The 23,434-nt window shown below is 61.9% G+C and carries 24 protein-coding genes and 1 tRNA gene; 6 read left to right on the top strand and 19 right to left on the bottom strand.

What is annotated here, in order from left to right:
* Positions 1-12 precede the first annotated feature (12 nt).
* The gene (queA, locus tag ACIPZG_RS00785) at positions 13-1,062 is read right to left on the bottom strand and encodes a tRNA preQ1(34) S-adenosylmethionine ribosyltransferase-isomerase QueA (RefSeq protein WP_008092594.1); all 1,050 of its coding nucleotides are present in this window, start codon (positions 1,060-1,062) and stop codon (positions 13-15) included.
* Positions 1,063-1,170: 108 nt separating this feature from the next.
* Between queA and ACIPZG_RS00780 the strand changes: the two genes are divergently transcribed.
* Positions 1,171-1,255: transfer RNA gene (locus tag ACIPZG_RS00780), tRNA-Leu, on the top strand.
* Between the two features lie 275 nt (positions 1,256-1,530).
* On the top strand, positions 1,531-2,178 hold the full coding sequence (locus tag ACIPZG_RS00775; RefSeq protein WP_400710837.1) for a trypsin-like peptidase domain-containing protein: 648 nt from the start codon (positions 1,531-1,533) through the stop codon (positions 2,176-2,178).
* A gap of 34 nt (positions 2,179-2,212) precedes the next feature.
* Here the strand turns inward: ACIPZG_RS00775 and ACIPZG_RS00770 are convergent, their stop codons facing one another.
* Positions 2,213-2,509, bottom strand: coding sequence for an addiction module antidote protein (locus tag ACIPZG_RS00770; protein ID WP_400639356.1), 297 nt, complete (start codon positions 2,507-2,509; stop codon positions 2,213-2,215).
* A gap of 244 nt (positions 2,510-2,753) precedes the next feature.
* Here ACIPZG_RS00770 and ACIPZG_RS00765 point away from each other — a divergent pair, with 244 nt between their 5' ends.
* Entirely contained in the window at positions 2,754-3,635 is an 882-nt protein-coding gene (locus ACIPZG_RS00765) for a bestrophin family protein (RefSeq protein ID WP_400709241.1), read from the top strand.
* A 29-nt stretch (positions 3,636-3,664) separates the two neighbouring features.
* Here the strand turns inward: ACIPZG_RS00765 and phnE are convergent, their stop codons facing one another.
* Genes phnE through ACIPZG_RS00745 form a run of 4 tightly spaced genes read right to left on the bottom strand, consistent with a single transcriptional unit; the run spans position 3,665 to position 6,895 of the window.
* On the bottom strand, positions 3,665-4,432 hold the full coding sequence (phnE, locus tag ACIPZG_RS00760; protein ID WP_400709238.1) for a phosphonate ABC transporter, permease protein PhnE: 768 nt from the start codon (positions 4,430-4,432) through the stop codon (positions 3,665-3,667).
* Positions 4,429-5,256, bottom strand: coding sequence for a PhnE/PtxC family ABC transporter permease (locus tag ACIPZG_RS00755; RefSeq protein WP_400709235.1), 828 nt, complete (start codon positions 5,254-5,256; stop codon positions 4,429-4,431). Before ACIPZG_RS00755 ends, phnE begins: the two co-directional genes overlap by 4 nt.
* On the bottom strand, positions 5,250-6,044 hold the full coding sequence (locus ACIPZG_RS00750; protein WP_400709232.1) for a phosphonate ABC transporter ATP-binding protein: 795 nt from the start codon (positions 6,042-6,044) through the stop codon (positions 5,250-5,252). The genes ACIPZG_RS00755 and ACIPZG_RS00750 overlap by 7 nt, the downstream gene beginning before the upstream one ends.
* Entirely contained in the window at positions 6,041-6,895 is an 855-nt protein-coding gene (locus ACIPZG_RS00745) for a putative selenate ABC transporter substrate-binding protein (RefSeq protein WP_400709229.1), read from the bottom strand. Before ACIPZG_RS00745 ends, ACIPZG_RS00750 begins: the two co-directional genes overlap by 4 nt.
* Positions 6,896-7,018: 123 nt before the next feature.
* Between ACIPZG_RS00745 and selD the strand changes: the two genes are divergently transcribed.
* Both selD and mnmH read left to right on the top strand, forming a co-directional pair.
* Complete coding sequence (gene selD, locus ACIPZG_RS00740; protein ID WP_400709226.1) at positions 7,019-8,053, top strand: selenide, water dikinase SelD; 1,035 nt, start codon at positions 7,019-7,021, stop codon at positions 8,051-8,053.
* Complete coding sequence (gene mnmH, locus ACIPZG_RS00735) at positions 8,053-9,150, top strand: tRNA 2-selenouridine(34) synthase MnmH (RefSeq protein ID WP_400709223.1); 1,098 nt, start codon at positions 8,053-8,055, stop codon at positions 9,148-9,150. The genes selD and mnmH overlap by 1 nt, the downstream gene beginning before the upstream one ends.
* Before the next feature lie 90 nt (positions 9,151-9,240).
* Here the strand turns inward: mnmH and ACIPZG_RS00730 are convergent, their stop codons facing one another.
* The 13 genes from ACIPZG_RS00730 to hmpA form a co-directional block, all read right to left on the bottom strand.
* Positions 9,241-9,627: a lysozyme inhibitor LprI family protein gene (locus tag ACIPZG_RS00730; RefSeq protein ID WP_400709220.1), complete on the bottom strand. Its 387-nt coding sequence runs from the start codon at positions 9,625-9,627 to the stop codon at positions 9,241-9,243.
* 9 nt (positions 9,628-9,636) lie between these two features.
* Positions 9,637-10,176 (bottom strand): hypothetical protein, encoded by a 540-nt coding sequence (locus ACIPZG_RS00725; RefSeq protein ID WP_400709217.1) that lies wholly within the window; start codon positions 10,174-10,176, stop codon positions 9,637-9,639.
* Positions 10,173-10,736 (bottom strand): GNAT family N-acetyltransferase, encoded by a 564-nt coding sequence (locus ACIPZG_RS00720; RefSeq protein WP_008093840.1) that lies wholly within the window; start codon positions 10,734-10,736, stop codon positions 10,173-10,175. The genes ACIPZG_RS00725 and ACIPZG_RS00720 overlap by 4 nt, the downstream gene beginning before the upstream one ends.
* A gap of 139 nt (positions 10,737-10,875) precedes the next feature.
* Positions 10,876-11,259: a YkgJ family cysteine cluster protein gene (locus ACIPZG_RS00715; RefSeq protein ID WP_400709214.1), complete on the bottom strand. Its 384-nt coding sequence runs from the start codon at positions 11,257-11,259 to the stop codon at positions 10,876-10,878.
* A gap of 181 nt (positions 11,260-11,440) precedes the next feature.
* Positions 11,441-12,568 carry a hypothetical protein gene (locus ACIPZG_RS00710; RefSeq protein WP_400709211.1) on the bottom strand — a complete coding sequence of 376 codons (1,128 nt, stop codon included), beginning with the start codon at positions 12,566-12,568 and terminating at the stop codon, positions 11,441-11,443.
* 141 nt (positions 12,569-12,709) lie between these two features.
* Positions 12,710-13,918: an alanine transaminase gene (gene alaC / locus ACIPZG_RS00705; protein WP_008093832.1), complete on the bottom strand. Its 1,209-nt coding sequence runs from the start codon at positions 13,916-13,918 to the stop codon at positions 12,710-12,712.
* 264 nt (positions 13,919-14,182) lie between these two features.
* Positions 14,183-15,070 (bottom strand): heme o synthase, encoded by an 888-nt coding sequence (gene cyoE / locus ACIPZG_RS00700; protein WP_008093829.1) that lies wholly within the window; start codon positions 15,068-15,070, stop codon positions 14,183-14,185.
* Between the two features lie 11 nt (positions 15,071-15,081).
* Positions 15,082-15,414, bottom strand: coding sequence for a cytochrome o ubiquinol oxidase subunit IV (cyoD, locus tag ACIPZG_RS00695; RefSeq protein ID WP_008093827.1), 333 nt, complete (start codon positions 15,412-15,414; stop codon positions 15,082-15,084).
* The gene (gene cyoC, locus ACIPZG_RS00690; RefSeq protein ID WP_008093824.1) at positions 15,414-16,037 is read right to left on the bottom strand and encodes a cytochrome o ubiquinol oxidase subunit III; all 624 of its coding nucleotides are present in this window, start codon (positions 16,035-16,037) and stop codon (positions 15,414-15,416) included. Before cyoC ends, cyoD begins: the two co-directional genes overlap by 1 nt.
* A 3-nt stretch (positions 16,038-16,040) precedes the next feature.
* A complete protein-coding gene (gene cyoB / locus ACIPZG_RS00685) occupies positions 16,041-18,059 on the bottom strand; it encodes a cytochrome o ubiquinol oxidase subunit I (RefSeq protein WP_008093822.1) in 2,019 nt (672 codons plus the stop codon).
* A gap of 3 nt (positions 18,060-18,062) precedes the next feature.
* Positions 18,063-19,007 (bottom strand): ubiquinol oxidase subunit II, encoded by a 945-nt coding sequence (gene cyoA / locus ACIPZG_RS00680; RefSeq protein WP_008093820.1) that lies wholly within the window; start codon positions 19,005-19,007, stop codon positions 18,063-18,065.
* Between the two features lie 557 nt (positions 19,008-19,564).
* Positions 19,565-20,071, bottom strand: coding sequence for a disulfide bond formation protein B (locus tag ACIPZG_RS00675; protein WP_400709205.1), 507 nt, complete (start codon positions 20,069-20,071; stop codon positions 19,565-19,567).
* Between the two features lie 419 nt (positions 20,072-20,490).
* A complete protein-coding gene (gene hmpA / locus ACIPZG_RS00670) occupies positions 20,491-21,669 on the bottom strand; it encodes an NO-inducible flavohemoprotein (protein ID WP_400709202.1) in 1,179 nt (392 codons plus the stop codon).
* 155 nt (positions 21,670-21,824) lie between these two features.
* Between hmpA and norR the strand changes: the two genes are divergently transcribed.
* Positions 21,825-23,375, top strand: a complete 1,551-nt coding sequence (gene norR / locus ACIPZG_RS00665) for a nitric oxide reductase transcriptional regulator NorR (RefSeq protein WP_400709199.1) — start codon at positions 21,825-21,827, stop codon at positions 23,373-23,375.
* Positions 23,376-23,434 lie beyond the last annotated feature (59 nt).

Below are 23,434 nucleotides of genomic sequence, written 5' to 3'. Positions count from 1 at the left end.
GACAGGTGCGACTCATGCTTGATCCTCGGGGCCGCGCGGCGCCGGATTGCGGGTGATGAACATGGCATCACCGTAACTGAAGAAGCGGTAACCGTTGTCGACCGCCGCCGCGTAGGCAGCCATGGTTTCGGGGTAACCGGCGAAAGCCGAGACCAGCATCAGCAGTGTGGACTCCGGCAGGTGGAAGTTGGTGACCAGGGCGTCGACCACGTGGAACGGTCGGCCCGGGTAGATAAAGATGTCGGTGTCGCCACTGAAAGCCTTGAGTACACCATCGCGGGCCGCACTCTCCAGCGAACGCACGCTGGTGGTGCCGACCGCGACCACGCGGCCACCACGGGCGCGGCAGGCGGCAATGGCGTCGACCACGTCCTGGCTCACTTCGAGCCACTCTTTATGCATGTGGTGGTCCTCGATCTTGTCGACCCGCACCGGCTGGAAGGTGCCGGCGCCCACGTGCAGGGTGACGAAGGCGCGCTCGACGCCCTTGGCGGCGATCTTTTCCAGCAGCGCCTCGTCGAAGTGCAGGCCGGCAGTCGGGGCTGCCACGGCGCCAGCACGTTCGGCGTACACCGTCTGGTAGCGCTCACGGTCGGCGCCCTCGTCGGGGCGGTCGATGTATGGCGGCAACGGCATGTGGCCGACACGTTCAAGCAGCGGCAGCACCTCTTCGGTGAAGCGCAGCTCGAACAGCGTGTCGTGGCGCGCGACCATCTCGGCCTCGCCACCGCCGTCGATGAGGATCATCGCGCCCTCTTTGGGCGCCTTGCTGGCACGCACATGGGCGAGCACCCGGTGGCTGTCGAGCACGCGTTCGACCAGCACTTCCAGCTTGCCGCCGGAGGCTTTCTGGCCAAACAGCCGCGCCGGGATCACCCGGGTGTTGTTGAACACCATCAGGTCGCCAGGGCGCAGGAAGTCGAGCAGGTCGGTGAACTGCTTGTGCGCCAGCGCCCCGCTCGGCCCATCGAGGACCAGCAGTCGGCTGCCATGGCGCTCGGCCAGTGGGTGGCGGGCGATCAGGGAATCGGGGAGTTCGAAAGAAAAATCGGCGACGCGCATGATGATGTTCGGGTTCGGCAGGGCCGGGAAGTTTAGCCCAATGCGTGAAAATTGACCATGAAAGCCGATTGACCGACCGAAGGCACCTCTCTATACTGCGCGCCACAAGCCCTGATGGCGGAATTGGTAGACGCGGCGGATTCAAAATCCGTTTTCGAAAGGAGTGGGAGTTCGAGTCTCCCTCGGGGCACCAAAATCCAGAAAAAACCGACCTTATGGTCGGTTTTTTTGTGCCTGCGATTTGGGTGTCGACTGGAGGCTCTTTGCTTGACGCCAGCCCATCGCCCCCTGCCCCTCCTGCAATGGGTGCAATCTATTGGCCATCACTCCAACCAATACTTAAGATGTCACTCATCTGATATACACAGAAAGTATTGCCGACACGATGGCGCTTAGCCATGTTTGCGACCCCACTTCTCAACCCCTGTGCAGATCATGAAACCAACCGTGCCCTGTCTGGCGGCAATGATGCTGCTGAGTGGGTGCAATGGAATGCCGACCGCTTATGTATCGAATCCCGTCTACGACCAGGCTTTCGTAGTCACCTCCGGCGCCCCTCTGCCGATGCTGCTGATGGCCACTGCCATCCAGTGGAACGAAGACTACGCCGTCACCGCCAAACACACGCCCTTCCTTCGCAACGTGGTCCACGCAGGTCTCGGTGACGTGGTGTTCTTCGAGCACAAGGCCACCCGGGTCCCCCTGTGGCGCCAGTACGTGCCGGGCGAGTCGGTGACTGCGGTCGGTTTCAACAGCCTGATGATGCCGGTGTTGGGCAAGGGCCGTACCCTGGATTCGCTGGTACGGCTGGAAGGTACGCCTGGCAGTGTCTTCTATTCGGTGCACGACGGCCCGATGGTCAAAGGCATGTCCGGTGGCCCGGTGTTCGCCGAGGACGGCAAGGTGGTCGGGATCAATGTCGCGTTCATCCCCAAGGATGAAATCGACAGGCGCAACCGGCCCGATCTGGCGGACCAGGCGCGCGTCAGCGTGTTCATGTCGTACAGCGAGATCGACAAGGAATGGCGGCGGTTCCAGTACCTGGCGCAGAAGAACAATCCCAGCGGCAGGCCTGCCCCGGTCAAGGGGTATGTGACGGTTGCGGGCAAGCCTTGAATCCGGGCAGGTGCGTTCAGCAATCTTTGAATACTCACCGCGCCGCAATGTGAGGCTGAGCGAAGAGGTCGACGCCCAGTGCACGAATGACCTTCAATACAGTGTCAAAACGTGGCTTCGCTCCAGGACTGAGCGCTTTGTAGAGGCTCTCCCGGCCCAAACCGCTCGCTGCCGCTATCTGAGACATCCCTCGCGACCGGGCGATATGTCCGAGCGCACGGATGATTTCATCTGTATCACCATCAGCCAGAACCTGGCTCAGGTACTCGCTGATAGCCTCGTCGCTGTCTAACAATGTTGCCATATCAAAAGGAATGAGGTTCTCGTTCATTTCAGCTCCTTCGCCAGTTTTCTGGCCACTCCAATCGTATCCATACGGATACGAACTAGCAAGATTTGGAAGTAATTCCACTCTGGCGACGCTCGCCGAAAATAGAAATTCGGCTGCGTCCGTTACCTGCGTCAGCATTGTCTTCACAGCGATAGCTACAAAAATCTCTTGCAACATCCAACGCCGAACCTTCGAGGCCCCTCGACGTCCGATCCTGCATCGCCCCCGTTTCGAGGCCCCCCGCGTGAAAGACATCATCACCCGCAAGTACCGCCTGATGGTGAAGACCTTCGGCTACATCGGCTGGTCCCTGTTCTGGCTACTGCTCTGGGACGTGCTGGTCACCATCGACTTCATGCTGTTCTTCAACAGCAAGTTCACCCTGCCGCTGATCCCACTGACCTTGCTCGGTTCGTCGCTGGTGGTGCTGGTGAGCTTTCGCAACAGCAGCGCCTACAACCGCTGGTGGGAGGCCCGCACATTGTGGGGCGCGCTGGTGAACGGCTCGCGCAGCTTCGCCCGGCAGACGCTGACGCTGATCGACGACCCGGACGACGGCCTGAACCCGGTCAAGGCCACCCTGCTGCGTCGGCATATCGCCTACGTGAACTGCCTGGCGGCGCACCTCAAGGGCGAGGCCTGCCCAGATGAGCTGATGGCGTTCATCCCGCCGGGGGAATTCGAGCGGCGCAACCGTTCGAACAACTTCGCCAACGACATTCTCGGTGGCTCGGCGGCCCTGTTGGCGCGCGAGTACCAGGCCGGGCGGTTGGACAGCATTCGCCTGGCGCGACTGGAGTCGACGCTGGTGGACCTGTCCAACGCCCAGGGTGGCATGGAGCGGATCGCCAACACGCCACTGCCCTACCCTTATGTGTATTTTCCGCGGCTGTTCATCACACTCTTCTGCCTGATCGTGCCGGTGGGGCTGGTGGAGTCGCTGGGTTGGTTCACGCCGCTGGCGTCCACGGTGGTCGGGTTCATGCTGCTGGCGATCGAGCGGATCGGCACCGACCTGCAAAGCCCGTTTCGCTTCAGCGAGCATCAGATTCAGATGGATACGATTTGCGAAACGATCGAGCGCAACCTGGCGTCGATGCAGCAGTGTGGAGAGTTGCAGCGGTAAGGGGGCTGCGTTGCAGCCCCAGCTATGGATCAAGCTCGCACATAGCGCTGGCGCAGCACATCACTGAACGCATCCACCAGCAACACCAGCACTAGCATCGCCATGATCACCGTACTGGCCTGCGCCTCCTGGAACAGGCTCAACGTGGTATAGAGCATCTGCCCGAGCCCCCCTGCGCCAACAAAGCCCAGCACACTGGCCATGCGAATGTTGTTTTCCCAGCGGTACAAGCTGTAGGCCAGCAACTGCGGCCACAAATTGGGCAAGGTGCCGAAGCAGAACGCCGCGACCTGCCCGCCCCCCTGCAAGCGTATCGCCGCTGCAGGCTCCACCGGCGCATTCTCCAGCGCTTCGGCGAACAACCGCCCCAACACCCCTGCCGTGTGCAGGGCCAGGGCCAGCGTACCGGCATTGGGACCCAACCCGGCTGCCAGCACCGTCAGTGCCGCCCACACCAGCTCAGGGATGGCGCGCAAGGCATTGAGCAGCAACCGCGCCACCGATTGCAGCGGCCAGCCGAAACGCCCCGCCGCCGGCAAGGCCAGGAGCATGCCCAGCACCATCGCCAGCAGCGTACCCAGCCCCGACATCGCCAGGGTTTCCAGGGCGCCATGACCCACCGCGCGCAGATGCTCTGTGGATAAGTCCGGATGCAGGAAGCGACCCGCATATTCGCCCATCTGCCCCAACCCGCCATCGCCAACCAGCGCGTGCAGGTCCAGTTGCAGATAGCCAAACGACGCCACCACCGCCGCGACAATGGCGCTGATGACCAGCAGGTTGACCAGCCGGTTCATCCCAGCCTCCCGCGCAGGAAGCGGCTCAGCAGGTCAGCCAGAAGCACCAGGCCGAAAAAGGCCAGCAACATGCTCGCCACCTCACCGCCGGCGAACATGCGCATGGACAGGTCGATCTGCTGCCCCAACCCGCCAGCGCCGACAAAGCCCATCACCACCGACGCACGCACTGCGCACTCCCAGCGATAGACGGTGTAGGACACCAGCTCCGCCACGGCACTCGGCAAGATGCCATAGCCGAATGCCGCCAGCCGGCCACTGCCGCCCTGCATCAAGGCATGCGCGGGACGCTGGTCGACCGACTCGAAGATTTCCGCATAGACCTTGCCGAGCATGCCGCTGTAAGTGATGGCAATGGCCAGCACACCGGCAGTTGGCCCCAGGCCCACGGCGCGAACGAACAGCAGTGCCCAGACGATTTCCGGCACGCTGCGCAGAAAAATCAGCAAACCCCGCACCGGCATGCGCACCAGGCGCGACCACCCGCCCGCTCGGCCGCCCCGGGACGCCGCGCGCAGCGACAGGGCGCGACTGGCCAGAAGACTGGTGGGGATCGCCAGCAGCAGCGCCAAGGCCATCCCGGCGGTGGCAACGGCCAGGGTCTGCAAGGTCGAGGTGTACAGCAGTTCGAGGAACTCGGCATCGTGCGCCGGGGGCCAGAAGGCGCGGGTGAAGCTGGCGATCTGCTGACGGTTTTCCGCCTGCAGCAACACCCCAGGGTTCAGCTCGCTCAACTGCAACGCTGGCCACAACACGGCCAGGGCAAGCAACGTGAACAACAACCGCGGCAATAGCGCCGGGTCGCGGGCGTCAACCTTCAGCATCGGGGAATCTGCACAGTCAGGGTCGGCCCCTGAACAACCGGCGAGGCCAGCTGTTCGTTGGCGTAAAGGGTATCGAGCAGCTGCTCGCTCACGGCGTGCGCCGCACAGTCGAATACCACCCGCCCCTCACGAATGCCGATCACCCGTGGGAAATGCGCCAGCGCAAGTTCGACCGCATGCAGGCTGGCCACCAGCGTGACGCCGTTAGCCTGGGCATGGCGGTTGAGCAGTGCCAGGCTATGCTCGGCCAGCACCGGGTCCATTGCCGACACCGGTTCATCGGTCAGCAGCACTTCAGGGCGCTGATACAGGGCCCGGGCGATACCGACTCGCTGCAACTGGCCACCGGACAATTGCCCGCACTGGACGAACAGCTTGTCGGCCAGGCCCAGTTCCGCCAGGACCTGTCGCGCGCCCGGCACATCGGTGGGGTATATCAGGTTGAGCAGGCCGCGCAGGGTTCCCCACTGCCCCAGCCGGCCAGCCAGCACAGCGGTAACCACCCGCTGGCGCGGCGGCAGGGGCGGCGCCTGATGCACCAGGCCGATTCTGGCTCGCAAGCGCTGACGGGCGCCGGCTGACAGCGCCCAAGGCTGTTCGCCGAACAACTCCAGGTGACCACTGCTGGGCTGCAGGGCCGTGGCCATCAGGTGCAGCAGGCTGGACTTGCCAGCCCCCGAAGGGCCGATGATCGCCACCCGTTCACCCTTGTCGATATGCAGGCTCACCGCCTCGAGCGCGCGGACCTGGCCGTGGCTCAGGACGGCGCCGTTTACATGAATAGTCACTTGAGCAGGCCGGCCTCGCGTGCGGCTTGCTCGGTGCCCTGGTAGTTCTCGGGCTTGGTCTCGATGAAGCGGCTGGCCGCCTGCAGGTCGAGGATTTTCTTGTGCTCCGGGTTGGCCGGATCGAGGTCGAGGAAGGCCTTCTTGATCTTCTCTTTCAGCGCCGGCTCCATGTTGCCGCGCACCGTCCAGTTGTAGTCGTAATAGGCGGGCGTGGTGGCGAATACCTTGACCTTGCTGGTATCGACCTTGCCGGCATCGACCAGTTTCTGCCAGACGCTGGCGTTGAGCACGCCGCCATCGACCTTGCCGGCCTGCACCCAGGCTACGGTTGCGTCGTGGGCGCCGGAATAGGCCACGCGGCTGAAGTAGCTCTCGGGCTTGATGTTGTCTTCCTTGAGCATGAAGAAGCGCGGCATCAGGCTGCCCGAGGTGGACGAGATCGAACCGAAGGCGAACGACTTGCCCTTGAGGTCGGCCAGGCTCTTCACGCTGGGGTTGGCGGTGATGAACTTGGAGGTGAACTGGGCGTCCTGCTCACGCTGCACCAGCGGCGTGGCGGTCGGGTCTTTGAGGTGCACCTGAACGAACGTGAAACCGCCCAGCCAGGCCAGGTCCAGGCGGTCGCTGGCCAGCGATTCGACTACCGCCGGGTAGTCGGCCACTGGTACGAACTTCACGTCCATGCCCAGTTGCGCGGACAGGTACTTGCCCAGTGGCTCGAACTTGCGCAGCAGTTCGGTCGGCGCCTCGTCAGGAATGGCACTGACTCGCAAGGTGTCAGCAGCCTGGGCGACAACGGCACAGCAGGACAGCACGAGGCCGGCGGCGAGCGCCAGTGGGCGTTTGAGCATGGGAGTTCTCCGGTTCAATAGCGGGGAAAATGCGGCAACCTGCCGACCGTGGGAAGTATAAGAGCCACAGGCGCAAAGACCAGCTTTGCTACAATCGCGCAACAATTTGATCTTGAGGTGCGTATGAGCGAGCCGATTCGCCTGACCCAGTACAGCCACGGTGCCGGCTGTGGATGCAAGATTTCCCCCAAGGTGCTGGATGTAATCCTGGCCGAAAGCGGCGCCCAGGCCCTGGACCCGAAACTCTGGGTCGGCAATGCCTCGCGTGATGACGCCGCCGTCTACGCCCTGGATGACGAGCGTGGCGTGGTCTCCACCACCGATTTCTTCATGCCCATCGTCGACGACCCGTATGACTTCGGTCGTATCGCCGCGACCAACGCCATCAGCGACATCTACGCCATGGGGGGTGACCCGCTGATGGCCATCGCCATCCTTGGCTGGCCGGTCAACGTACTGCCACCGGAAGTTGCCCGCGAGGTGATCCGCGGCGGCCGCGCGGTCTGCGCCGAGGCCGGCATTCCCTTGGCCGGCGGCCACTCCATCGACGCGCCCGAGCCGATCTTCGGCCTGGCGGTGACCGGCGTGGTCAGCAAACGCCACCTCAAGCGCAACGACACCGCCACCGTCGGCTGCCGTCTGTACCTGACCAAGCCACTGGGCATCGGCATCCTTACCACCGCCGAGAAAAAGGCCAAGCTGCGTGAACAGGACCAAGGCCTGGCACGTGACTGGATGTGCACCCTCAATACCCCGGGCAGCCGTTTCGGCAAGCTCGACGGCGTCAAGGCGATGACCGACGTGACCGGTTTCGGCCTGCTCGGCCACCTGGTCGAACTGGCCGAGGGCAGCGGCCTGACCGCGCACCTGGACTACGCCGCCGTGCCACGCCTGCCCAGCGTCGAGCATTACCTGGCCGAAGGCTGCATCCCGGGTGGCACCCTGCGCAACTTCGACAGCTACGGGCACAAGCTCGGCCCGCTGAGCGACGAGCAGAAGCACTTGCTGTGCGACCCGCAGACCAGCGGGGGTCTACTGGTAGCCGTCAGCCCTGAAGGCGAAGCCGAATTCCTTGCGCTGGCAGCCGAAATGGGCCTGCAACTGTCGCCCATCGGCAAGCTGGTCGAGCGACAGAGCCACGCAGTCGAGGTGAACTGATGCGCCCCGACTGCACCGACTTCCGCCAGCTGTTCCTCAATGACACGCCCATGATGGACATGCGCGCGCCCATCGAATTCGCCAAGGGCGCCTTCCCAGGCGCCGTCAACCTGCCGCTGATGACCGACCAGGAGCGGCAGAAGGTCGGCACCTGCTACAAGCAGCAAGGCCAGGCCGCCGCCATCACCCTCGGCCATCAACTGGTCAGCGGCGCTATCAAGCGAGAGCGTCTGCATGCCTGGGCCAGCTTCGCCAAGGCGCACCCCGATGGTTACTTGTACTGCTTCCGTGGCGGCCTGCGTTCGCTGATCGTCCAGCAATGGCTGCGCGATGAGGCCGGCATCGCCTACCCCCGGATCAAGGGTGGCTACAAGGCCCTGCGTACCTTCCTGCTGGAGACCACCCAGCACGCTGTCGAGCAGTGCGATTTCGTGCTGGTTGGCGGCCTTACCGGCACCGGCAAGACCGATGTGCTGCACCAGCTGAACAATGTGCTCGACCTCGAAGGCCACGCCAACCACCGTGGCTCCAGCTTCGGCAAGCGCGCTACCGCGCAGCCGGCGCAGATCGACTTCGAGAACAAGCTGGCGATTGATGTGCTGAAAAAGCGCGCCCGCGGCATCGATCAGTTCGTGCTGGAGGACGAGGGCCGTATCGTCGGCAGTTGCACGGTGCCACTGGCGCTGTACCAGGGCATGCAGCAGTACCCGATGGTGTGGCTGGAAGACAGCTTCGAAAACCGTGTGGAACGTATTCTGCGCGATTATGTGATCAACCTCTGCGCCGAGTTCGTCGCGCTGCATGGCGAGGAAGATGGTCGCCGGCTGTTCGCCGAGCGCTTGCTGCAGAGCATGGCCAATATCCACAAGCGTTTGGGCGGAGAGCGCTTCCAGCGCTTGCACGAGATCCTGGGCCAGGCACTGGAAGAGCAAGCGCGTAGCGGTGCGGTGGACTTGCACCGGGGCTGGATCGAGGGGTTGCTGAAGGAATATTACGACCCGATGTATGCCTACCAGCGCGAGGCCAAGGCTGATCGTATCGAGTTTGCGGGGGATGCCGTGGAAGTGCGCGAGTATCTCAAGGCCCGTAAACGCTGAGGGCCGCTGCGCGCCCCAATCGCCGGCAAGCCGGCTCCCACAGGTACATGTGGGAGCCGGCTTGCCGGCGATTGGGGCGCGCAGAACACATCACTGCCCCGGGCTGAGCACCCGCTCCAGCTCCGCCGCCCGCTCCCGGGTCATGTCCAGCACACACATCCCACCTTCAAGCTGAGCCAGGGTGCCGCCACTGGCCTGCACATGAAATCTGCAGTTGGCGTCACGATAGCCAATCCATTGCCGCTGCACTTCGCGCAAGCGCTTCTGCTGCCCGGCATCCAATCTGCCCATCAACTGCTTGTAGACGCGGTTCAGGCGCTCATCCTGCAGCTTGGTCTCGACCTGGATGCAACTGCTCATGGCTACCGTGCTGGACGCCTTGTCCATGCACTGGGTGTACACCGGCGAGTTGTCGCCAGCCATCGCCAGCGGCATGCAACCGGCCAGGGCCATCCCCATCAGATACTGCTTGTTCATCGCAATCCCTCAAAATGCCTGCAACTGTTCCGGCGGCATCAGCACCTTGCCCGGCTCGAAGCGCAGCGACGGCATCTGCGTGGCGGCATACAGGGTGAGCGCCAGCGCTGCAATCAACGTCACATCAAGCCAATGCCAGCCCGGCATGTCGGCACTGCTGTGCGCCTTCCAGCAATGCCAGGCCTGCCCTGCACAGAACACGGCAATAGACGCCAACCACAGGTAGAAACCTGCACCGAAGCCGGTACGCTCCTGGAACGCATAGCTGATGTTATCCGGCAGCCGTTCGATGCCGAAGCTGCTGGCCGCCAGGTACAACGCACCCAATCCGGCCACCAATGCCAATCGGCGATAACGCCGATGGGCAAGGATGGCCACGGCCAGCAGCGGGTTGGCAAACCATTGAAACAGCCCGAACGGCACACCCCATGGCCCATACAGCAACATCTGCAAGGCTGGCATGTGCCTGCCAGCGCTCATCAGCGCGCCGTCGAAGCACAGGGCAAGCAGGTAAAGGGCAAGGCTGCAGGTCAGGTAGAAAGCCGTCATGCCACAGGCGGCTCGAGCAGCAAGCCGTAGATGCCGGAATCGGACAGCTCGCCCGCCACGCACCAGCGCGCGCGCAAGGTGCCTTCGAGGACAAAGCCCTGGCGTTCGAGGGTACGCGCCGAACCCTGGTTACGCGGGTCGATCTCGCCTTCCAGGCGGCGCATGTGCAGGGTGTGGGCGAGGTAGTCGATGAAACAGGTCAGCGCTTCGTCCATATAGCCCCTGCCCTGCACCGCACTGGCCAAGCAATAGCCAATCTCGCCACGGCGCGAGACATCGTCGATGTTGAACAGCTGAACCATACCGATCAGTTCGCCATTGTCGCGGCGGTACATGCCCAGCTTGAGCTGGTCACCATTGGCATAGGCCTCACGGTCGGCAGCGAGGGCGCTTTCGGCCTCGGCCAGGTTCTGCCAGGGCGCATGATGCCAATAGCGCATGACCTCGGGGTCGGCCATGATCGCCAGCCATTGCGCGGCATCGGCATGGCGCATGGGCCGTAGCTGAAGGCGCGGGCTGTCGAGACACAGGTCGCTGGGGAAACTGCGGGGTGGGGTCACGCCGGATCTCCTGTCCATTGCTGGGGAACGGACAGTCTAACGTCTTGTGCCCGGTTCGAGCATCCCGGGGCTGCTTTGCAGCCTTATCGCCATCGCCGGCAAGCCGGCGATAGGGCCCGAACAGACTATCGATGCACGATCAGGCCACCTCGGCCCCATCATCCGGCCAATGCGGCTCGTTGGCCCCCGGCGGTGTCAGCGGCGGCAGCCCATAGGCCGCCCGCGCATCGTCACAGCTGGAGTTATGCACCCCACCCTCCCACGACGCGTCGAACTCGCGGCATGGGCTGGAACGGTTGGCGTAGATGGTGCAAGCCACCTCTTTGCCGATCTCGCCCTGAAGGCTCACGCAGCGGCAAGGTTTGGCATCGGTGCCGATCATCGCGACCCGGGTCGGGTTGATCTGCACCACCAGGTCGTCAGGCACGAGGCCGCCGGCAGACTGGCATTCGCCCCAGAAGAAGGACACACGGAAGTACCCGCAGCAGGCGCCGCAGTCAAGGCAAGGGTTATATTCGGACATGATGGCACGGAGGGAAGGTTGTTGTTATGGGGGCGAGGCCCGCGGCGCCATTTGTAATCGAAGCCGGTGCTGCTGAGAAGGGGCTGATGCAAAAAAACATGGCCACTGATCCGACGGCTGCAGCAGCGCATTGTGCCACCGCTGAAAAAGCGACCACCTCAGCGATGGCCGCCTGTGAGAGTCAGCGCAGGGCCTTGAAACTGTCGGCATCCCGACACAGCTGGCTGAGGCCGTCGCTCGGCACGAAATGATCGCCACGCACCCCGCTGAAATGGGTCTGGGTTTGGCCATGGTGAACAAAGCGATCGTCCTTGTTGCCCTCAGTGATCACGGTGTAGGACTGGCTGCGCATCGCCTGATACGTGTTGTCATCAGCACCGATGGCGGTGAGATGATCGTTCAGTTGGCTATCACTAAGCCCCAGACATTTGTCCAGTTCCACACCCCAGCGCGTCAGGCAGACTTCTGCAAAATGCCGCACGATGAGCCCCGGTTCGACTAGTACCTTGCCACCGCCGGCGCCATCGAGCGAAGCATTGCCCACCAGCGTGGCATGGCGCCCTGGCATCGGGTATATGCACATGCGTGTGCTGCTTTGAGCGGAGGGGATGACGCAGGCGAAGCCTTTGGGCCGTTCATCACGCGAGAAGAACCCGACGTACTCTTTGACATTGCCAGCCAATTTGATTCGATGCGATTGCAAATTGCCGACCCCGGGTACCGGGTCGATGGCGAAAATGTTGACGGGAACATGCTTGAGTTGAGGATCTGCCGCCATCGCATTGGCAAGCATATGGCAACTGATACCACCACGGCTCCAGCCTACCAGGTTGACCTGGGTTGGAATGACCGGCTTGCGGAATTGGGCAATGATCTGCTCCTGAAGCGCCTGCGGGGTTGGTTGGCGCTGGCCATAGCTGTAGGTACGCCAGAACCAGGAGCTTGTGGAAGTGGCTTCGGGAATGGGCACACCGGCTGCCTTCAACTTCTCGTATTCGTCTTCGGAGAGTTCGGTGCGCTGCCAGTCGCTCTTGCCCTTGATGACTTGCAGCGCATGGGAGACGTTCTCTTCCCAACCTCGCCCGAACAACGTGCCTGACCAGTTGAAATAGCTGCCGGGTTCGACGAACAGATTGTCATCCTGCTGGTTGCCACTGCCGGGGCCGTCGACCGCAATCCAGTGCGCGAACTCGCGGCTTTGGTCATTGCTGGCCAACGTCGATACCAACTCGCCGTTCCAGAAATTGGGGTTCGAATCATCGAACCGATGGGACCCGGTACCGCAGAAATAAGCCGTGAAAACACTCATTTGCACACCTCGTCTATCGAATGAAGTGCGCAAAGCTATTGATTGTTCTCACTCGCGAGCAGCCGGAAAACTTGCCGGTCACCAGAAAAAAGCCGCGAGAGGCTGAACCTGCTCGCGGCTTTTTGGCCAAGCGCCTGATGCCTACTTGCGGATCAGGCCATCGGCTCGGAACATCTGCCGTATGCCACGAATGGCCTGGCGAATGCGGTCCTGGTTCTCGATCAGCGCAAAGCGCACATGGTCGTCGCCGTAGTCACCGAAACCGATCCCCGGTGAAACGCAAACCTTGGCCTCGGCCAGCAGCTTCTTGGAAAACTCCAGCGACCCGAGATGGGCATATTGCTCCGGGATCTTGGCCCAGACGTACATCGAAGCCTTGGGGTTCTCGACCATCCAGCCCAGCTCGTGCAGGCCCTTGACCAGCAGGTTGCGGCGCTGGCGGTATTGCTCGGCGATGTCACGCACGCATTGCTGGTCCCCTTCAAGCGCAGCAATTGCCGCAACCTGCAGCGGGGTGAACGTGCCGTAGTCGTGGTAGCTCTTGATCCGCGCCAGGGCACTCACCAGCTCGGGATTGCCGACCATGAAGCCGATCCGCCAGCCTGCCATGTTGTAGCTCTTGGACAGGGTGAAGAACTCCACCGCAATGTCCTTGGCGCCCGGCACCTGCATGATCGACGGTGCCTTCCAGCCGTCGTAGACGATATCGGCATAGGCCAGGTCATGCACCACCAGCACATCGTATTGCTTTGCCAGAGCCACCACACGCTCGAAGAAGTCCAGCTCGACGCACTGGGCGGTGGGGTTGGACGGGAAGCCAAGGATCATCATCTTCGGCTTGGGGATCGACTCGCGGATCGCGCGCTCAAGCTCGTTGAAGAAGTCCACGCCCGGCACCAGCGGCACCGAACGCACCTGAGCACCGGCGATGACCGCGCCGTAGATGTGGATCGGGTAGCTCGGGTTGGGCACCAGCACGGTGTCGCCATGGTCGAGGGTGCCAAGCATCAGGTGCGCCAGGCCCTCTTTGGAGCCGATGGTGACGATGGCTTCGCTTTCCGGGTCGATGGCGACGTCGTAGCGCTCCTTGTACCAGTTGGAGATGGCACGGCGCAGGCGTGGGATACCGCGAGACGTAGAGTAACCGTGGGTGTCATCCCGCTGGGCGACTTGCACCAGCTTCTCGACGATGTGCGGTGGCGTGGCGCCATCGGGGTTGCCCATGCTCAAGTCGATGATGTCCTCGCCACGGCGACGAGCTGCCATCTTGAGTTCGGCGGTGATGTTGAAGACGTAGGGCGGGAGACGATCAATGCGCGCAAAGCGGCGCGGCGAACCTGGGTTGGCCATGGCTTCCTCTGGAGACGTAAGCGCCCGGAACCGTCCGAGCGACGTTGGCCGCTGCGGCGGCCGAATCAGAAGATAATGCCGCTAGATGCCAAATGTAAAGGACAATCACCTGTTTTGTTAGATCTTTTCAAACTGATGTTTTGAATATTTCAGATTTTCAGTAGCTACACTGGCCTCATCGCCGGCAAGCCGGCGATAGGGCCGCAGCAGGCATAAAAAAACCCCGGCACCAAGGCCGGGGTTTTCGTGTAACAGGCGACTGTATCAGCGCGCGTACGTCATCAGCACGTCCGCGGCAGTCTGGCTGTCCACCGACATCATCACGCTAAGCGCAGTGACAGTGAGGATGGAGAAGCCAAATACCTTGCGCGCCCACTTGCTGTCGTCCTCGGCCTTGTAGCCACCCCAAGCCATGTACAGCCAGTACAGGCCCATGGCTGCTGCCACGGCCAGGTAGCCGAGGCCGGCGTAACCGCCGAGGGTGAGCATCAGGGTCGCGAGCACGAAGGCCAGCACGTACAGCACGATCTGCTTCTTCGCCGCGAGGATGCCGCGCGCCACCGGCAGGACCGGAATGTTGGCAGCGCTGTAATCCTTGAAGCGGAAGATCGCGATGGCAAAGCTGTGCGGCATCTGCCACAGGCTGAACATCACCAGCAGGGTTACCGCAGCCAGGTCGAAGCTGTTGCTCACGGCGCAGTAGCCGATCACCGGAGGCATGGCACCGGACAGGCTGCCGACCAAGGTGCCGTGCACCGATTTGCGCTTCAGCCAGAGGCTGTAGAAACCGACGTAGACGATGAAGCCTACAGCTGCGCAGAACGCCGACAGTGGGTTGGCCTGGACATACAGCAGGCTGAAACCCGCCACCCCGAGCAGGGTGGCGTAGATCAGCGCGAGGGGCAGCGACATGCCACCCTGCACCATGACGCGGTTCTTGGTGCGCTCCATCTTGTGGTCGATGTCACGGTCGATGCAGTTGTTGAACACGCATCCGGACGCGACCACCAGCGAAGTACCGATCACCACCGCCAGGAACAAGGCGAAGTCCACATGGCCCTTCGAGGCAAGGAAGAAACCGCCTGCCACGGAAAGCACGTTACCGAAAATGATCCCCGGTTTGGTGATTTGGATAAAGTGCTTAACGGACATGCAGTCTTACCTCACTTGGCCAACATTTCGAAGTGGATGCTGAACATGATCCACAGCGACAGGCCGACCAGCAGTGCAATTACCATGGCGGTGAACAGGAACGTCGACACGTTGGAACGCTGCTCTTTCGAGCGGTCCATGTGCAGGAAGTACACGAGGTGCACTACCACCTGGATGACGGCCATGGCCACCACGACCAGGACGGTCAGGTTCTTCGGCAGGCTTGGGAACATCACCAGGCCGAACGGGATCGCAGTCAGGATGATCGACAGTACGAAGCCGACCATGTAGGACTTGACGCTACCGTGATTACCTTCGTGATGAGTGTCGTGTGCGTTAGCCATTACAGAACCCCCAGCAGGTAAACGACGGTGAATACGCAGATCCAGACCACGTCCAGGAAGTGCCAGAACAGGCTCAGGCAGCTCATGCGGGTCTTGGCGGTCGGCGTGATGCCGTGCTTGTTGATCTGGTACATCATGATTGCCATCCAGATCAGGCCGGCGGTCACGTGCAGACCGTGGGTGCCTACCAGGGCGAAGAAGCCCGACAGGAAGCCACTGCGCTGAGGACCGAAGCCCTCGGCGATCAGGTGATGGAACTCATAGATTTCCATCGCGATGAAGCCTGCACCGAACAGGAAGGTCACTGCCAACCAGCCCAGCACGCCTGCTTTCTTGCCGTCGAACATCTTCAGCATGGCGAAGCCGAAGGTGATCGAGGACAGCAGCAGGAACGCGGTTTCAACCAGCACGAAGTCGAGCTGGAAGATGTCGTGACCCGACGGGCCGCCGGCAAAACTGCCGGACAGCACCGCGTAGGTGGCGAAGAGCGACGCAAACAGGATGCAGTCGGTCATCAGGTACAGCCAGAAACCGAGTACGGTCATCTGGCCCGAGTCGTGGTGGTGGTCGTCATGCCCATGGTCGTGACCATGAGCAGCGCCGTGCATTACTTGACTGGACATTGATTACACCCGCTCAAACGATTCGACACGTGCGCCGGCAGGCAGAGCACCTGCTTTGGCCAGCGCTTTCATGCGCTCGCCTTCGATGCGCGCCACTTCTTCGGCCGGAACCATGTAGCCCTGGTCGTCACGCGCAGCGTGGCGAACGAAGACAGCGATGGTTGCAACCAGGCTTGCGCCAACCAGCCACCAGATGTGCCAGATGAAGGCAAAGCCGAAGACGGTCAGGAACAGGCCCATGAACAAACCGGTGGAGGTGTTGCTCGGCATGTGGATCGCGTCGAACTTCTTCGCTGGCTTGTAGGCGTTGCCGGTTTGCTTGGTTTCGTGCCAGGCATCCAGGCCAACCTGCTCAGGCATGTGGGCGAAGTTGTAGAACGGAGGTGGCGACGAAGTCGACCATTCCAGAGTACGACCGCCCCATGGGTCGCCGGTCACGTCCAGGTTCTGGTTGCGGTCGCGGACCGAAACGTAGAGCTGGATCAGCTGGCAAGCGATACCGAACAGGATCAGCACGGCGCCGACGACGGCAACGTACAGGTAGGGTTCCCACAGTGGGTTGTCGGAGTGGTTCAGACGACGGGTCATGCCCATGAAGCCCAGGGCGTACAGCGGCATGAACGCAACGTAGAAGCCCGAGATCCAGAACCAGAAGGCAGCTTTGCCCCACTTCTCGTTCAGGGTGAAACCGAAGGCTTTCGGGAACCAGAAGGCGAAGCCGGCGATGTAGCCGAACACCGCACCACCGATGATCACGTTGTGGAAGTGAGCGATAACGAACAGGCTGTTGTGCAGCACGAAGTCAGCACCTGGAACAGCCAGCAGAACGCCGGTCATGCCACCGATGGAGAAGGTGATCATGAAGCCCAGGGTCCACAGCATCGGTGCGGTGAAGCGCACACGGCCCTGGTACATGGTGAACAGCCAGTTGAACAGCTTCACACCAGTCGGAATGGAGATCAGCATCGTCGCCAGGCCGAAGAAGGTGTTGACGCTGGCGCCGGCACCCATGGTGAAGAAGTGGTGCAGCCATACAGCGAAGCCCAGGATGGCGATTGCGCCCGATGCGTAGATCATCGAGTGGTGGCCAAACAGACGCTTGCCGGAGAAGGTCGAAGTCACTTCCGAGAACACGCCGAAGGCCGGCAGGATCAGGATGTAAACCTCAGGGTGACCCCACGCCCAGAACAGGTTGACGTACATCATCGGGTTCCCACCAAGCTCGTTGGTGAAAATGTGGAAGTCCAGATAACGGTCAACAGTCAGCAGAGCAAGTGCGGCGGTCAGGATCGGGAACGAAGCGACGATCAGAACGTTGGCCCAGGTGCAGGTCCAGGTGAAGATCGGCATGTCCATCAGTTTCATGCCAGGTGCGCGCATCTTCATCACGGTGACGAGGAAGTTCACACCGGTAAGCGTCGTACCCAAGCCTGAGAGCTGTAGCGCCCAGATGTAGTAGTCGACACCCACCCCAGGGCTGTACTGAATGCCCGCGAGCGGCGGATAGGCAACCCAGCCGGTCTTGGCGAATTCACCAACGCCCAGCGAGATGTTGACCAGCAGCACGCCTGCCAGCAGCAGGTAGAAGCTCAGGGAGTTCAGGAACGGGAAGGCAACGTCACGTGCACCGATCTGCAGAGGAACCGCCAGGTTCATCAGGCCGGTGAAGAACGGCATCGCCATGAAGATGATCATGATCACACCGTGGGCGGTGAAGATCTGGTCATAGTGTTCAGGCGGCAGGTAGCCTTCGGAGCCGCCGGTAGCAGCAGCCAGCTGTGTACGCATCATGATGGCGTCGGCGAAGCCGCGCAGCAGCATGATCATCGCGACGATGATGTACATCACCCCGATTTTCTTGTGGTCGACCGTGGTCAGCCACTCGGTCCACAAGTAGGTCCACTTGCGGAAATAGGTGATTAGACCGACGACAGCGATACCGCCGAGCGCGATCATGGCAAGCGTCACCATGACTATCGGCTCGTGATAGGGTATCGCCTCCAGGCTTAATTTACCGAACATCTCTTACTCCTCTGCCCCGGCAGCTGGTTGCATACTCGATTCCACACCCTTGGTAGTGGCCAGATCTTTGCTGCCTGCTTCTTCGTGGACCGGCTTGCCGCGGTTCATGCCTTCGTACTTGTCAACGATCGACTGGAACAGCTCTGCTGGTGCCTCGCTGTACAGCGCGACTGGGTTGTATTCGCTAGGTTTGGCCAGAGCTTCGTACTCTGCCTCGCCCAGTTTCAACGGCGACTGCTTGACCTCGGCGACCCACTTGTCGAAGTCTTCCTGGGAAGTTGCAGTAGCCTTGAATTTCATGCCGGTGAAGCCAGCGCCGCTGTAGTTGGCGCTGATACCGTCGAACTCGCCGTTTTCGTTGGCGATCAGGTGCAGCTTGGTGGTCATGCCGGCCATGGCGTAGATCTGGCCACCCAGGCCCGGGATGAAGAACGAGTTCATCACGGCGTCGGAAGTGACGCGGAAATTGACCGGGGTGTTAGCCGGGAAGTTGATCTTGTTGACCGTCGCGATGCCCTGCTCCGGGTAGATGAACAGCCACTTCCAGTCCAGTGCGACCACGTCGATCTGAATCGGCTTCACGTCCGAATCCAGTGGACGGTATGGGTCCAGCTTGTGGGTGGAGTGGTAGGTGACATAACCCAGGGCGATGATGATGATGATCGGGATGATCCACACCGCAGCCTCGATCTTGGTCGAGTGCGACCAGTCGGGGGTGTAGGTGGCCGCCTTGTTGGAAGCACGGTACTTCCAGGCGAACGCCACGGTCATGATGATGACCGGGATCACCACCAGCAGCATCAGGCCGGTAGCGATGAGGATGAGGTTCTTTTGCTCAATGCCGACCTGACCTTTCGGGTCGAGCAGGGTCCAGTTGCACCCACTGAGTAAAAGCATGCCTAAAAAGGGCAATATGCCAAACAGTCTGGGGTAACGCTTTTTACTCATCTCACGACCTCTAGATCAGCTTGCTTCAATGCAATTTGTGTTTTGGTAGCCAGCACTTCGTCCTGCCAAGTGAGGCAATTCACGCCCGTACTCGCTCCTGCCTGGGGTCCGACTGCAGGACCTTGGCTCAAGCGGGTTAGCGGTGCTTATGGTTTCGTAGGCAAAAGGCCTGTACTTCAGACCAAATCCATTTGGTGCGGGAAAACGCGGAGGGGTGTCCGCTCGGTATCGCCGCTGGGCGAAACTTGACGAAGTCAGCAAAAGAAAGCGCTGGGCTTCCTTCAATCCTGCGACTCGCAAGCAGTGCCGAACGGAAATTGGGGGCGATTGTAGTGAGGTCGCCAACCCTTGACTATGACTTATTGAGCAACAGTCTTTTACAGAATCCGTAACAATAGGCACCCGAAATTCAACTTCGCGACAGTTTGTCGCACCCCGCTTGATAGACCTCAAAGCCGCATGCGGCAAGGGTTTGTGATTGATCTGGATCAAGCGGGAGAGGAATTTTCCCTCTTCTCTGTGGGTGCAAAAGACCTCACTGAATTCGGGACTAATGTCTAACGATGGCGCCGATTGCGGTAGATGCCGAGCGGAACCAGGATGGCCGTGAGCACGAATGCCACCAGTGCCCATTGCGCCAGCGACAGGCCGAGGATCGGCGGGTATGGCGTGCTGCAGAAGCCGTCTACCTGAAACGCCAATGGCCAGAGCTTGGCCAGGGGCAAGCCGTCGACGATCGGCTGGAGGGTGTCGATACCGCAGCTGACCATGGGGTTGGCGAGTATATACACATGGTTGCCGGCCGCAACGATTCCGCCAATCGCGCTGAGTACGACAAGGCACTCGAAGAAGGTCAGGCTGCGCCGTCCAGGCATCGCCGCGGCAATGAACGCGAAGATCGCGATGAACAGCAGTGCATAGCGCTGCAGGATGCACAGTGGGCAAGGCGCTTCGCCCAGCACGACCTGCATGTACAACGCGCCGCCGATCAGGGACAGACAGATCAGCCCCAGCAGCACCAGAAAGCGCCGTTCCCGATTCAGGCGCAGTGTCAGTTCGTTCATTGCCGGTTCCTTCGATGGATAGAGGGCAGCGTCATGTGCCTGCCTGGCGCAAGTCTACACGCAGGCAGGGCCTTGTAGCGTGTCGAGGAAGCGCGAGACAGCACTGCGCAGGACTATCCGGAGATGGCTTCAGACCGGCTGCGGCAACGTCGGTTCAACGTCGGCCGGTGAAAAGCGGCAGATCAGGTGCCGCGCAGGGGCAAGCCCCTCGACACCCGGGAGTGAAGGATACAGTGATTAAAGGAGGATTAAAGGTGAACGATGGCCGTTGCGGCTGATGCTTCCTTATATATAGAGAAGAAGAGGATGGGGCTGCTGCGCAGCCCTTTCGCGACACAAGGCCGCTCCTACAGGGATCGCGCAGTCCTGTAGGAGCGGCCTTGTGTCGCGAAAGGGCCGCAAAGCGGCCCCTGCCAACATCACTCCAAGGCAGCCGCCGGCCCGAAGAACTCGTAACGGCTCTGCCCTTCCGGCACGCCCAGCCCCTTCAGGTGACGCTTGATCACCGCCATGAAGCCCTTGGGCCCAAGGAAATAGGCATCCACATCACGCTCGCGCGGCAACCACTCGGCCAGCAGTTCCTGGCTCAGCAGGCCAACGGCATTGGCATCACGCGAACCATCGTCCTCGGCATAGCAATAGAAACGCTTGAGTTGCGGATGGCGCTCGGCCAACCCGTCGATCACGTCACGGAAGGCATGCACCGCGCCATTGCGCGCGCAGTGAATGAAATGCACCGCACGCTGGGTCTTGAGCGCAGACTCGAGCATGGCAAGGGTGGGCGTGATACCCACGCCGCCGCTGATCAGCACCAGCGGCTTGTCGCTGGCAGCCAGGGTGAAGTCGCCGGACGGCGGGAACAGTTGCAGGGTTTCGCCGACCACCAGCTGGTCATGCAGGTAGTTGGAAACCTTGCCACCCGCTTCGCGCTTGACGCTGATGCGGTACTGCTGGCCATCGCACAGGGCCGACAACGAATAGTTGCGACGCTGCTCGGCACCGTCGATGAACAGCTGCAAGCCGATGTACTGGCCTGGCTCGGCCTTGAGCACCGGCTTGCCGTCGACCGGAGCGAAATAGAAGGAGACGATTTCGCTGCTTTCCTGTTCACGGCGTACCAGTTGGAACTCGCGGGTGCCGCGCCAGCCACCCGCGGCCTCTTCCTTCTGTTTATACAAGCCTTCTTCGGCGCCGATCAGAATGTCGGCCAGCTGGCCGTAGGCAGCGCCCCAGGCAGCGATCACCTCAGGGGTGGCGATTTCCTTGCCCAGCACTTCCTCGATGGCGCGCAGCAGGCAGCTACCGACGATCGGGTAATGCTCCGGCAGAATCTGCAAGGCCACATGCTTGTTGATGATCTGGCCAACCAGGCCGCCCAGCTGCTCCAGTTGGTCGATGTGGCGCGCGTACATCAGTACACCATTGGCCAAGGCACGCGGCTGATCGCCGCTGGCCTGGTGGGCCTGGTTGAACAGAGGGCGCACTTCGGGGTACTCGCTGAGCATCATCTTGTAGAAGTGGGTGGTCAGCGCTTCGCCGCCGGTTTCCAGCAGGGGCACGGTAGCTTTGATGATTGCACGTTGTTCGGCATTGAGCATTTGCAACGACTCCTGAGCACGGGGCTTGAATAGGTTGCTTTGACCATTACAGCAATCGTGCCAACTTTTGGCGCCAGCAAAATCAGGGGATTGACGCCGATCATGTCAAAACGACCTACCCCGGCGTATAGTCATAACGACCAATAGGAGTCTTTATGACCGCAAAGCCCTTGCTCACCGCCCTGCTCCCTCTGGTCAGCGACCTTTCCCGCGACCTGCCGGACCAGGAACGCTACCGGCGCCTGCTCCAGGCCATGCGTGGCCTGCTGCCATGCGACGCCGCCGCGCTGTTGCGCCTGGACGGCGAATGGCTGGTGCCCTTGGCCGTCGATGGCCTTAGCGCCGACACCCTGGGGCGGCGCTTCAAGGTCAGCGAACATCCTCGCTTTCAGATCCTCCTCAGCCGCGCCGAACCCACCCGCTTTGCCAGCGACTCCGAGCTGCCCGACCCCTACGATGGCCTGGTCAACGCCCACGACGCCGCCCTGGAAGTGCACGACTGCATGGGTTGCCCGCTGATGGTCGATGAACGGCCCTGGGGCCTGGTGACCCTCGACGCCCTCACCCCCGGGCAGTTCCAGAGCCTGGAGCTGGACGCCCTGCAGGCCTTCGCCAGCCTCGCGGCCGCCACCGTGACCGTGGCCGAACGCATCGAACACCTGGCCCTGCGCGCCGAAGACGAACACCACCGCGCAGAGATCTACCGCCAGGCCAGCGGCCAGGACCGGGAGCTGATCGGCCAGAGCAAGGCCCATAAACAACTGGTGGAAGAAATCCGCCTGGTCGGCGGCAGCGACCTGACCGTGCTGATCACGGGCGAAACTGGCGTGGGCAAGGAACTGGTGGCGCAAGCCCTGCACCAGGCCAGCAGCCGCGCCGACAAGCCGCTGGTCAGTCTCAACTGCGCCGCCCTGCCCGATACCCTGGTGGAGAGCGAGTTGTTCGGCCATGTGCGTGGCGCCTTCACCGGAGCCCATGGCGAGCGCCGGGGCAAGTTCGAGCTGGCCAATGGCGGCACGCTGTTTCTCGACGAAGTCGGCGAGCTGTCGCTGGCCGTGCAGGCCAAGCTGCTGCGGGTGCTGCAGAGCGGGCAACTGCAGCGCCTGGGTTCGGACCGCGATCACCGGGTCGATGTGCGCCTGATCGCCGCCACCAACCGCGACCTGGCGGCGGAGGTACGCAACGGCAATTACCGCGCCGACTTCTATCACCGCTTGAGCGTCTACCCGCTGCAGGTGCCACCTCTACGCGAGCGTGGCCGCGACGTGTTGCTATTGGCCGGTTACTTCCTCGAACAGAACCGATCGCGCCTGGGCCTCAACAGCCTGCGCCTGAGCAGCGAAGCCCAAGCCGCGCTGCTGGCTTATGATTGGCCCGGCAATGTGCGTGAGCTGGAACATCTGATCGGCCGCTCGTCGCTCAAGGCTATGGGCCAACATCCAGAGCGCCCTCGCATTCTCACCCTTGACGCCAGCGACCTCGACCTGCGCGCCGCCCCCGGCACGGCGGCGGCGCCCTCTCCTGCCCTGCTGCCTGCGCCTTCGCTGCCCGAGGGTGGCCTGCGCGACGCCATCGACGCCTACCAGCGCCAGGTGATCGACGCCTGCCTGCAGCGCCATCAGGACAACTGGGCCGCCGCCGCCCGCGAGCTGGGCCTGGACCGTGCCAATCTGAGCCGCCTGGCCAAGCGCTTAGGCCTGCGCTAGACGCATTCTTACCAAAGGATTAACCCAGAAAGCCTCTGGTTGCTTCCTGCTGGACTGCT

The organism is Pseudomonas sp. NPDC089395 (assembly GCF_044749525.1).
Taxonomy (GTDB): Bacteria; Pseudomonadota; Gammaproteobacteria; order Pseudomonadales; family Pseudomonadaceae; genus Aquipseudomonas.
The sequence above is the reverse complement of the archived record's forward strand: the minus strand, read 5'-3'. Positions and strand labels throughout refer to the sequence as shown.

Bases quoted from the DNA above. Each gene is read 5' to 3' on its own strand.
- queA (WP_008092594.1), bottom strand. From the start codon at position 1,062: ATGCGCGTCGCCGATTTTTCTTTCGAACTCCCCGATTCCCTGATCGCC.
- ACIPZG_RS00775 (WP_400710837.1), top strand. From the start codon at position 1,531: ATGCTGCTGAGTGGGTGCAATGGAATGCCGACCGCTTATGTATCGAAT.
- ACIPZG_RS00770 (WP_400639356.1), bottom strand. From the start codon at position 2,509: ATGAACGAGAACCTCATTCCTTTTGATATGGCAACATTGTTAGACAGC.
- phnE (WP_400709238.1), bottom strand. From the start codon at position 4,432: ATGAACCGGCTGGTCAACCTGCTGGTCATCAGCGCCATTGTCGCGGCG.
- ACIPZG_RS00755 (WP_400709235.1), bottom strand. From the start codon at position 5,256: ATGCTGAAGGTTGACGCCCGCGACCCGGCGCTATTGCCGCGGTTGTTG.
- ACIPZG_RS00745 (WP_400709229.1), bottom strand. From the start codon at position 6,895: ATGCTCAAACGCCCACTGGCGCTCGCCGCCGGCCTCGTGCTGTCCTGC.
- selD (WP_400709226.1), top strand. From the start codon at position 7,019: ATGAGCGAGCCGATTCGCCTGACCCAGTACAGCCACGGTGCCGGCTGT.
- mnmH (WP_400709223.1), top strand. From the start codon at position 8,053: ATGCGCCCCGACTGCACCGACTTCCGCCAGCTGTTCCTCAATGACACG.
- ACIPZG_RS00730 (WP_400709220.1), bottom strand. From the start codon at position 9,627: ATGAACAAGCAGTATCTGATGGGGATGGCCCTGGCCGGTTGCATGCCG.
- ACIPZG_RS00725 (WP_400709217.1), bottom strand. From the start codon at position 10,176: ATGACGGCTTTCTACCTGACCTGCAGCCTTGCCCTTTACCTGCTTGCC.
- ACIPZG_RS00715 (WP_400709214.1), bottom strand. From the start codon at position 11,259: ATGTCCGAATATAACCCTTGCCTTGACTGCGGCGCCTGCTGCGGGTAC.
- ACIPZG_RS00710 (WP_400709211.1), bottom strand. From the start codon at position 12,568: ATGAGTGTTTTCACGGCTTATTTCTGCGGTACCGGGTCCCATCGGTTC.
- alaC (WP_008093832.1), bottom strand. From the start codon at position 13,918: ATGGCCAACCCAGGTTCGCCGCGCCGCTTTGCGCGCATTGATCGTCTC.
- cyoE (WP_008093829.1), bottom strand. From the start codon at position 15,070: ATGTCCGTTAAGCACTTTATCCAAATCACCAAACCGGGGATCATTTTC.
- cyoD (WP_008093827.1), bottom strand. From the start codon at position 15,414: ATGGCTAACGCACACGACACTCATCACGAAGGTAATCACGGTAGCGTC.
- cyoC (WP_008093824.1), bottom strand. From the start codon at position 16,037: ATGTCCAGTCAAGTAATGCACGGCGCTGCTCATGGTCACGACCATGGG.
- cyoB (WP_008093822.1), bottom strand. From the start codon at position 18,059: ATGTTCGGTAAATTAAGCCTGGAGGCGATACCCTATCACGAGCCGATA.
- cyoA (WP_008093820.1), bottom strand. From the start codon at position 19,007: ATGAGTAAAAAGCGTTACCCCAGACTGTTTGGCATATTGCCCTTTTTA.
- ACIPZG_RS00675 (WP_400709205.1), bottom strand. From the start codon at position 20,071: ATGAACGAACTGACACTGCGCCTGAATCGGGAACGGCGCTTTCTGGTG.
- hmpA (WP_400709202.1), bottom strand. From the start codon at position 21,669: ATGCTCAATGCCGAACAACGTGCAATCATCAAAGCTACCGTGCCCCTG.
- norR (WP_400709199.1), top strand. From the start codon at position 21,825: ATGACCGCAAAGCCCTTGCTCACCGCCCTGCTCCCTCTGGTCAGCGAC.